Source organism: Desulfohalobium retbaense DSM 5692, assembly GCF_000024325.1.
GTDB lineage: Bacteria > Desulfobacterota > Desulfovibrionia > Desulfovibrionales > Desulfohalobiaceae > Desulfohalobium > Desulfohalobium retbaense.
Genome location: NC_013223.1, coordinates 2,855,542 through 2,864,304, shown reverse-complemented (window position 1 = coordinate 2,864,304; position 8,763 = coordinate 2,855,542). Strand labels below are relative to the sequence as shown.

Sequence of the window (8,763 nt, the reverse complement as noted above, 5' to 3'; positions counted from 1 at the left end):
GTTTGTCTCAGGTTTGGGCCGCAGGGAAGCGGGACAGAGTCCGGGGCCAGTACGTGCGCTCGTAGCGTTCGAGATCCTTTCCCGAGGCCTGAAACACGGCTTTCCACGGACTCTGGTCAGCAACCGCCCTGCCCTTTAGCTTTTGACCCCATAATACGACATATACCAGCTGACAAAATTGGCGACCCCCTCTTCGATCGGGGTGTTGGGACGAAACCCGACATCGGCCATCAGATCATCCACATCAGCATACGTGGCCGGGACATCCCCGGGCTGGAGCGGAAGATAGTCCTTTTTGGCCTTTTTGCCGAGGCACGATTCGACGACCTCAATGAAGCGTTCCAGTTCGACACTGTTATTATTGCCTATGTTGTACAATTTATACGGTGCCGGACTGCTGCCGGGATCAGGACGCGCCCCGTCCCATTCGGGATTAGCCCGTGCCGGGCGATGCAAGACCCGGACAACCCCTTCAACGATATCATCTATATATGTGAAATCGCGCTGCATTTTGCCATGATTAAAAACCTTGATCGGCTTGCCGGACAAAATGGCCTCGGTGAACAGGAATAGGGCCATATCCGGTCGTCCCCACGGACCGTAGACAGTGAAAAATCGCAGCCCTGTGGTCGGAAGCCCATACAGATAGCTGTAGGTATGGGCCATGAGCTCATTCGATTTTTTGCTGGCCGCGTAGAGACTGATAGGGTGGTCCACATTGTCATGGACACTAAAGGGCATGGCCGTGTTCAACCCGTAGACGGAACTCGAGGAGGCAAAGACCAGATGGTGGATGGAATGGTGACGGCAACACTCGAGAAGATGCGCAAATCCATTGATATTGCTATCGATGTAGGCTTTGGGATTTTCAAGACTGTATCTGACGCCAGCCTGAGCGGCCAAATTCACCACATGGGTAAAACCGTATTCGGCAAAGACGCGATCGAGTTCCGCGTCCTCGATCAGATCGAGCATGACAAAATCGAAATTCTCGTACTCCCGGAGCAGATTCAACCGCGCTTCTTTGAGTTCGGGAGAGTAGTAGTCGTTGAGATTGTCCAACCCAACCACCACATGGCCGTCATCAAGAAGTCGGCGACTGAGGTGAGAGCCAATAAACCCGGCCGCTCCGGTGACCAAAACACGCATTCAAGATACTCCTTGTCCACAAATGGGAGTTGCAACGCGACGCCTTCGCCGCCACGTCAGACTGTTTTGCCAATACACATTCTTGCCTAGAGGGGGCCACAGGAGCGGCTCACCCATTCAGGGCCGGCAGACGCTGTGAAAGGGACTGCAACCAACCCCAAACCAGGGCCTTGGCCCGTCTGTTATCCGGAAGCATGTCCTGGGCACCGGGCAGGGCCAAAACCGGTACGTTGGCGATGGATTCGTAAAGGCCGTAATCAAAAGCCGTACCAGGGTACAAGGCCTCAAAAGCACGCTGCCCGAAACAGACCACCATGCTGGGCCGGATCACGGCCAGACCGTTATGGAAATGGGAAGTTGCAGGCACGATACGGCCGTTGTCCATTGCGGACATGGGCCAAAAGGCGACGGAACCTTGAGGCCAGTCGCAATTGGCAAGGATCTTGGCCCACAACGTGCGCCGAAGGGGGTCGGGATTCGGGCCGAGATCGCAGGCCAGACGCCAATAGGTCCAGACAAGCGGCACCGGGGGGTGGAGTCCGGTCAAAATGCGGGACCACGGTTCGGGAAATTCCCCGTCTGCAGCAGAAGGGGAAGCCACATGGGTTTCTTGGGCTTCCTGGGAGGGTTCGGGGCGAAAAAGGTGACGCAGACCAAGGCGGTACCATGTCCCCCACGGTTCGCCCAGATTCACATCGCCAAAATCCAATCCCATATCCTCCAGGCTATATCGCCCTTGTCCATAAGGGGCCACTGTTCATGTCGACCATGTGCGTCAACCGCCACGACATGGTTCGTGGCCGAGGCAAAGCCAGCATCCGTCCGGTCGATCCGGTTGGCCAGAATCAGGTCAAGCTGCTTGCGGCGGAGTTTTTCCTCGGCGATTGACTGGATCGCGTCGCTGGTTTCGGCTGCGAAACCAATAAGCCGTTGCTGGGGGGTCTTGCGTGAACCAAGGGTCTGCAAAATATCCGGATTGGGAGCAAAAGCGATGTCCAGTCCTTGCTCCCCTGCTTCTTTTTTGAATTTCTGCTGCCGCTGGTTGTGGGGACGAAAATCGCACACCGCAGCGGTCAAGCAGGCCATATCCATGGACGGCCACAGGGAGAGACTCCGCTCATACATCTCCTGGGCCGATGTCACACTATCGACCTGTATCCCGGGAGGAAGCCAGGCAGGGCACGGACCTTGAACCACATGGACTTGGGCCCCGCGCAACCAGGCGGCCGTCGCTACGGCAGCGCCCATGCGCCCAGTGGACGGGTTAGACCAGAAACGGACCGGATCCCAGAATTCGCGAGTCGGACCGAGGGTGACCAGGATCTTGCGTCCGGCCAGATCCTGAGGAGCAAGGGCTTTAAGGATAGATGAGGTGATGGCCAGCGGATCAGCGAGTTTGCCGGTGCCCTCTTCGCCACAGGCCACGAGACCCGTGTCCGGCGGGACGATCGATACGCCGCGATCGCGCAAGCGAGTGATATTCTCCTGCGTAGCCGGGGCGTTCCACAACTTGGGGTTCATGGCTGGGGCGAGGACAAAAGGACCGGGAAAGGAAAGGGCTTGGCAGGAGAACATATCATCGGCCAGGCCGTGAGCCAGTTTCGCCAAAGCATTGGCCGTGGCCGGAGCGACGACAAAGACATCACCGTTTTGCCCCGGCTCCAGATGGCCATATAACGCTTCCTGCCCCACAAACAGGTCGCTGTAGACAGGATGGGCGTCCAGGGCTTCAAATGACAACGGAGTGATAAAGTGACGCGCCGCTGCTGTGAGCGTCACACCAACATGCAGACCCATGCGGCGCCACAGGCGCAACAGATCGAGGGCCTTATAGGCGGCGATACTTCCACAGACCGCCAGATGGAGCCTTCTGTGGCGGCTCAAAGAAAATTGGTACGGAAAATCCATGTACTGGCGCCCCTGGCGCCCCTGGTCTAGTTTTGCAGGATCATTTCATTATTGCGCATGCCGCCGCTGGATTTGGCCCCGGCGGTGGCACGCGGCGTCACCCAGATCTGGAGTTTGGTGGACAACGAAGATTCCGTCAAACTGATAATGCAGTCCTTGCCAGGTTTCTCATAGACCATAATGTACCGGCCATACTTGAAATAGCTGCGCAACTGCCAATTATCCTTCGGCATATTGGCCATGAAGAAATCAAACAGGGAAACGGGATCGACACGTCCCTTGAAAACCAGAACCCCGATTTTGACCGCCGGCGTCTCAAAGAGTAAAGATTCATCAGGGACAAGTTCCATTTCCTTGGGTACAAGGACATCCTCGAAATCGTAATAGAAATTCGATTGTTCTTCTGCCTCCCCTTGACCGAAGGAAAAAGGGCCGCTGCCAGGTTCACCGGGGGAAGCGCCTTCCGGTGTGCTGGCACATCCGGCCAGTGCCATAACCATCACCATCATCACGAGCAGTCGTTTCATCGTCGTTCTCCCGCCGCAGTCGGCCTCTTGTCTCTTGTGCTGGCGCACTGTGTTTCCAGTTTTGTAGCGAAAGGATTTTTCGAGTGCAACATAATCCGGCCGGCAAAGTCCTCCGAAGCTCGGAAAAATTGCGGCCAAATGCCCCGCGTCAAACACGGGTCATCAAACGCCAAAGGAGTACACGCCATGTCCCTTCCCGACACCAAGACCCTGGCTGCAGCCGCAACTGCCATCAGGGATTCCCGTTGTACGGTTGCCTTTACCGGGGCCGGGATTTCCGTGCCCAGCGGCATCCCGGATTTCAGGAGTCCAGGAGGGTTGTGGTCACGGTATGATCCGGAACAGGTCTGCTCGGAATGGGCCCTGCGAAAAAATCCAGTCGGGGTCTGGGAATTTCTGCGCGACGCATTGGAACTCTTTGACACGGCAACGCCGAACCAGGCCCATATCGCCCTGGCCGAACTGGAACAGCAGGGGCTTCTCTCCGCGGTGATTACCCAAAATATCGACAATCTCCATCAAGAGGCCGGATCACAGGAGGTCATCGAATATCACGGCAATTGCCGCCGGTACTACTGCCATGGCTGTGCTGCTTCATACCCCTCCGATCAGATTGCCGCCCAGGTCAGAAGGAAAATCCCTGTTTTGTGCGCCTCGTGTGAAGCGGTCATCCGGCCCGACGTCGTCTTTTTCGGGGAAGCCATCCCCCAGGAGGCCTTGTTCCGCAGCGCCGCGCTGGCCAGAGAGGCCGATGTGATGATCGTTGTCGGGACCTCCGGAACAGTGGCCCCGGCCAATATCATCCCCCAGGAAGTCGCCGCCCGGGGAGGAACCGTGATCGAGTGTAATATCGGTCCGACAGCCTATGCTGACGTGACCTCCATCCGATTTGACGGAGCCGCGGAAGAAATCCTCCCCCTCCTCGCTCAGCAACTCCTCGGTAGACAATGAGTTGCCCCGGTTTCCTGTCAGGACCGTTTGGAGGCCCGCAAACGCTGTAATCTCGTGAGCAGGCCCGTGGTGGAAGCGTCGTGATCCTGCAGCGGTGCTGCACCGGTGAGTTCGGGCAAAATCGTTTTGGCCAGCTGTTTACCGAGTTCCACACCCATCTGATCGAAAGAGTTGATATTCCAGATCGCTCCCTGAACAAAAACCTTGTGTTCATACAGGGCGATCAAAGCCCCCAGGGTTACGGGAGTCAATTGTTCGAAAATCAAAGCATTGGAGGGGATATTCCCCGGGAAGGTCTTGTGCAGCGCCAATTCAGCCGCACGCTCAGCGGCCAATCCCTGGGCCTCGAGTTGCGACTGCGCCTCGGCCACTGTGCGCCCGACCATGAGGGCTTCAGGCTGGGCGAGAAAATTGGCGAGCAGGATCTGGTGATGGTCATCCCAGCCATGATGGGAGCGGGCCGGTGCGATAAAATCGCACGGCACAAGGTGTGTTCCCTGGTGGATCAGCTGGTAGAAGGCGTGCTGGCCGTCGGTACCCGCTTCTCCCCAGACAATGGGACCGGTGGAATACTCGACCACCTCCCCGTCCACAGTGACCCGCTTGCCGTTGCTTTCCATGTCCAATTGCTGGAGATAGCGCGGCAAAAGCGACAAGGACTGGTCATAGGGCAACACGGCCTGGGTGCCCGCGCCAAAAAAATCGGTATACCAAATGCCCAACAAGGCCATGATAACGGGCATATTTCCGGCAAGCGGCGCCTGGCGAAAATGGCGGTCCATGCGCTGGGCGCCGTGGAGCAGATCATGGAAACGCTCCATGCCGATAAACAGAGCGATGGACAAGCCGATGGCCGACCACAGTGAATACCGCCCTCCGACCCAGTCCCAAAAGGCGAACATGTTCTGCGTTGCAATGCCGAATTCTCGGACCGCTTCCGTGTTCGTTGATAAGGCCACAAAATGATGCGCCACGGCCGCGTGGTCCCCGTAGTGATCGACAAGCCACCGCCGGGCAGAGGCGGCATTGACCAGCGTTTCCTGGGTCGTAAAGCTTTTTGAGGCCACAATGAACAGAGTCGTCTCTGGATCCAGCCCCTCCAGCGTGGTCTGCAGGTGAGTGCCGTCGACGTTGGAAACAAAATGGACCTTCAAACGCTCGTGTCCATAGGGACGCAAGGCTTGGCAAACCATTCGCGGACCGAGATCAGAACCGCCGATGCCGAGATTGACCACATTGTGGACGGGTTTCCCCGTGTACCCGGTCCATTGGCCCTGTCGAACCGCGTCAACAAAAACGGCCATCTTCTCCAGTTCTCCGTCCACATCACGGGTCACATCCTCCCCATCCACCAGGTACGCTTCGCCCGGTGCATGGCGCAGGGCGGGATGGAGAACCGCCCGGTCCTCGGTCACATTTATGCGTGATCCGGCGAAAAGGGCATCTCGCTTTTCGCGGACCCCGGCTTCCCGGGCCAAGGACACGAGCAAGTTCCGAGTGGATTCGGTCAAACGGTTTTTCGAATAGTCGAGAAAAAGATCTCCGGCCTGCACTGTAAATCGCGGAAAACGGTCCGGGTCTTCAGCGAACAGGTGCCGCATGTGTACATGCCGCATGTCCTCAAAATGGGCACTGAGCTGATGCCAGGCAGAAAGAGCGCTTGCTTTGGCCATGTAAGTCCTCCTGTGTCGGGCACCGTGACCACGGCCCCCTGTTCGAACTCGCAAACACATACATCGGTGACCGTCGCCGCAAGGGCCCAAAAAAAGCGCCCACGGTAGCGGTGCCACGAGGAGATCGGAAAAACAGATTTCTCTTTCCAGCTCTGCCCTTTGGCGAAGGTGACGTCAACAGAACCTGCCTCAGCCTCCACTGCATCGCCGGCGGCGTTCAGGCATCACCAATTTGCTGGACAATACAAGACCAAAAAAGCCCGGAGTCCAGACCTCCGGGCTTCCAATCGGTCTCTCACGTAACGGGTGCGTCCGCCGTCTACCGTACTGGCCAAAAGAATCGCCGGACTGTGCGCAGCCAATCAGGCCCAATAGTCGAGCACCCGGCGCTCAGCGACAACATCCTTGATAAACGCCACGCACTTCTGGTGTTCGGGATGGACCTGATAGGCGTCCAGGTCCTCCTGAGAATCAAATTCCGTATACAAAACACAATCACAGCCCGGGTCGGCCTGGGCGATACGGGTACTGACTTCAAGGTGGCGGATTTCCGGAATCAGCCCGGGCAGAGCCTGGAGCATATCGGTCATAACCTTGGCGTTGGCTGCCGCGCTCTGGCCATTAGCCTCTTCCTTGAGTGTCCACATTACAAGATGTTTCATCATACAGGTGCTCCTGGTCTAAAGGATTTGGCTCAAAAACAATTTCGTCCTCGGGTGCTGGGGATTCTGGAAAAAATGTTCCGGCGTCCCCTCTTCCACGATCCGGCCCTCGTCCATGAACAAGACCCGATCGGCCACTTCCCGGGCAAACCCCATTTCATGGGTCACGACGACCATAGTCATACCCTCTTTGGCAAGGGTTTTCATGACATCAAGCACCTCACCGATCATCTCCGGATCCAGGGCCGACGTGGGTTCGTCAAAGAGCATAGCCTTGGGATTCATGGCCAGGGAGCGTGCGATGGCCACGCGCTGCTGCTGACCGCCGGACAATTGTTCCGGGTGGGAACTGTGCTTGGCTTGAATCCCGACCTTGTCCAACAAAGCCATCCCCACCTGCTCGGCCTCTTTTTTGGGCCGTTTGCGAACGGTCATCTGAGCCATGGTCAGATTTTCCAAAACCGTCTTGTGCGGAAAGAGATGAAAATGCTGGAAAACCATGCCCACCTCGGCCCGAATGCGGTTGATATCGCATTTCGGTGCGAGGATATCCTTGCCGTCGATGCGGATCGATCCGGTATCAGCGTATTCCAAACGGTTCAGACAGCGCAAAAACGTCGATTTCCCGGATCCGGAGGGGCCGATGACCACGACCACCTCTCCGGCGGCCACAGTGCAAGAAACCTGAGATAAGGCCTGGACCTCTTCAGGGATATAAAAAAATTTATCGATGGAATGGACCTCAATCATGGCAACTACACCGCCTTGCGTTCAATGTACTGCACGACAAGCGACAAGGTAAACGTCAGCAGCAAATAGAGCACCGCACAGGTGATCCAGAGTTCAAAGGGTTGCAGCGAAGACGTCACCACTTCCCGAGTCGCTTTCGTAAGTTCCCGGACAGAGATGACCCCGAGCAGCGACGAATCCTTGATCAGGCTGATGAATTGTCCGGCCAGTGCCGGCAGGATGCGCTTGAAGGCCTGGGGCAGGATCACCTTGCGCATGGATTGGGTGTAGGTCATCCCGAGGGAGCGCGCGGCCTCCATCTGCCCCCTGCTGACCGACTGGATACCGGCCCGGACAATCTCCGCCACGTACGCGCCGGTGAAGACGGCCAGGGAAATAATCCCGAACCACAGCGGCGAAATCTGGCCCAGCCCGTTTTGGGCCAAAATCGAATTGACCAGAGTTCCAATCACAAAATACCAGAGAAAAATCTGCACCAGCAGGGGCGAACCACGGATGATCTCGATATAGGTGATGGCAGACCAGCGCAGGGCCGGGTTGGAGGATATGCGGGACAGGCCGGTCAAGACCCCGAGGACAATCCCCAGAATAATGGCGACCACCGATACTTTGAGCGTGATCCAGAGCCCCTGGAGCAAAATGCCCGGTTTGCCCTCCTGATAGGTCCCGAGCGTATCCCCCGGATAGATATAGTCCCCTTCATAAATCAGGACCTCACCACCAGGCACCGGATAGCGTTCTGTCTCCCCGGACAATCCCTCCAGCACGACCACAGGTTCCTTCTCCGTCGAGGTGATGGTCTCGACGGTGCCTTCAATCTCGGCATCGACCTGGACGTCGTCCTGAAAATAAAAATATTGGGGAACCCGATACCAACGCCACGTATACTCCACGGAGCTCGAGGCGAAATAAACGATACCGAGGACGCCGAGAACCAGGATAACGAAGGCGATTTGCCAAAAACGGGTGTTCATTTGACTGCGGGGTGAATCCAAACCTGTCTTCAAGGCCATAGCGGGTGTTCCTGCTGCACGTTCATGATCAGTGTCCTCTATCCGTGGCGCAAAAGGCCTTCACAGCACAGCTTCCCAAGAAACTGGGGGGCTTTGGCCGCTGTCACAAGCCGGAGCCCATCGCAGCCCG

The 8,763-nt window shown here is 57.0% G+C and carries 9 protein-coding genes; 1 reads left to right on the top strand and 8 read right to left on the bottom strand.

Annotated features, from left to right (window positions below):
* Positions 1-135 precede the first annotated feature (135 nt).
* From DRET_RS12520 to DRET_RS13180, 4 genes are all read right to left on the bottom strand, one after another.
* The gene (locus DRET_RS12520) at positions 136-1,149 is read right to left on the bottom strand and encodes an NAD-dependent epimerase (protein ID WP_015752915.1); all 1,014 of its coding nucleotides are present in this window, start codon (positions 1,147-1,149) and stop codon (positions 136-138) included.
* A gap of 109 nt (positions 1,150-1,258) precedes the next feature.
* Positions 1,259-1,864: a hypothetical protein gene (locus DRET_RS12515; protein ID WP_052293314.1), complete on the bottom strand. Its 606-nt coding sequence runs from the start codon at positions 1,862-1,864 to the stop codon at positions 1,259-1,261.
* The gene (coaBC, locus tag DRET_RS12510; RefSeq protein ID WP_015752913.1) at positions 1,840-3,057 is read right to left on the bottom strand and encodes a bifunctional phosphopantothenoylcysteine decarboxylase/phosphopantothenate--cysteine ligase CoaBC; all 1,218 of its coding nucleotides are present in this window, start codon (positions 3,055-3,057) and stop codon (positions 1,840-1,842) included. The genes DRET_RS12515 and coaBC overlap by 25 nt, the downstream gene beginning before the upstream one ends.
* Positions 3,058-3,083: 26 nt before the next feature.
* Positions 3,084-3,584, bottom strand: a complete 501-nt coding sequence (locus tag DRET_RS13180) for a putative lipoprotein (RefSeq protein ID WP_015752912.1) — start codon at positions 3,582-3,584, stop codon at positions 3,084-3,086.
* A 186-nt stretch (positions 3,585-3,770) separates the two neighbouring features.
* On the opposite strand from DRET_RS13180, the gene DRET_RS12500 reads away from it, so the two are divergent.
* Entirely contained in the window at positions 3,771-4,535 is a 765-nt protein-coding gene (locus tag DRET_RS12500) for an SIR2 family NAD-dependent protein deacylase (protein ID WP_015752911.1), read from the top strand.
* Positions 4,536-4,552: 17 nt separating this feature from the next.
* Here DRET_RS12500 and pgi read toward each other — a convergent pair whose 3' ends face one another.
* The 4 genes from pgi to DRET_RS12480 all read right to left on the bottom strand — a co-directional run bounded on the left by pgi (position 4,553) and on the right by DRET_RS12480 (position 8,633).
* Positions 4,553-6,208, bottom strand: coding sequence for a glucose-6-phosphate isomerase (gene pgi / locus DRET_RS12495; RefSeq protein ID WP_015752910.1), 1,656 nt, complete (start codon positions 6,206-6,208; stop codon positions 4,553-4,555).
* A gap of 362 nt (positions 6,209-6,570) precedes the next feature.
* Complete coding sequence (locus DRET_RS12490) at positions 6,571-6,873, bottom strand: Dabb family protein (RefSeq protein WP_015752909.1); 303 nt, start codon at positions 6,871-6,873, stop codon at positions 6,571-6,573.
* Positions 6,874-6,888: 15 nt separating this feature from the next.
* Positions 6,889-7,620 carry an amino acid ABC transporter ATP-binding protein gene (locus tag DRET_RS12485; protein ID WP_015752908.1) on the bottom strand — a complete coding sequence of 244 codons (732 nt, stop codon included), beginning with the start codon at positions 7,618-7,620 and terminating at the stop codon, positions 6,889-6,891.
* Positions 7,621-7,625: 5 nt separating this feature from the next.
* Positions 7,626-8,633 carry an amino acid ABC transporter permease gene (locus DRET_RS12480; RefSeq protein ID WP_015752907.1) on the bottom strand — a complete coding sequence of 336 codons (1,008 nt, stop codon included), beginning with the start codon at positions 8,631-8,633 and terminating at the stop codon, positions 7,626-7,628.
* Positions 8,634-8,763: the final 130 nt, after the last annotated feature.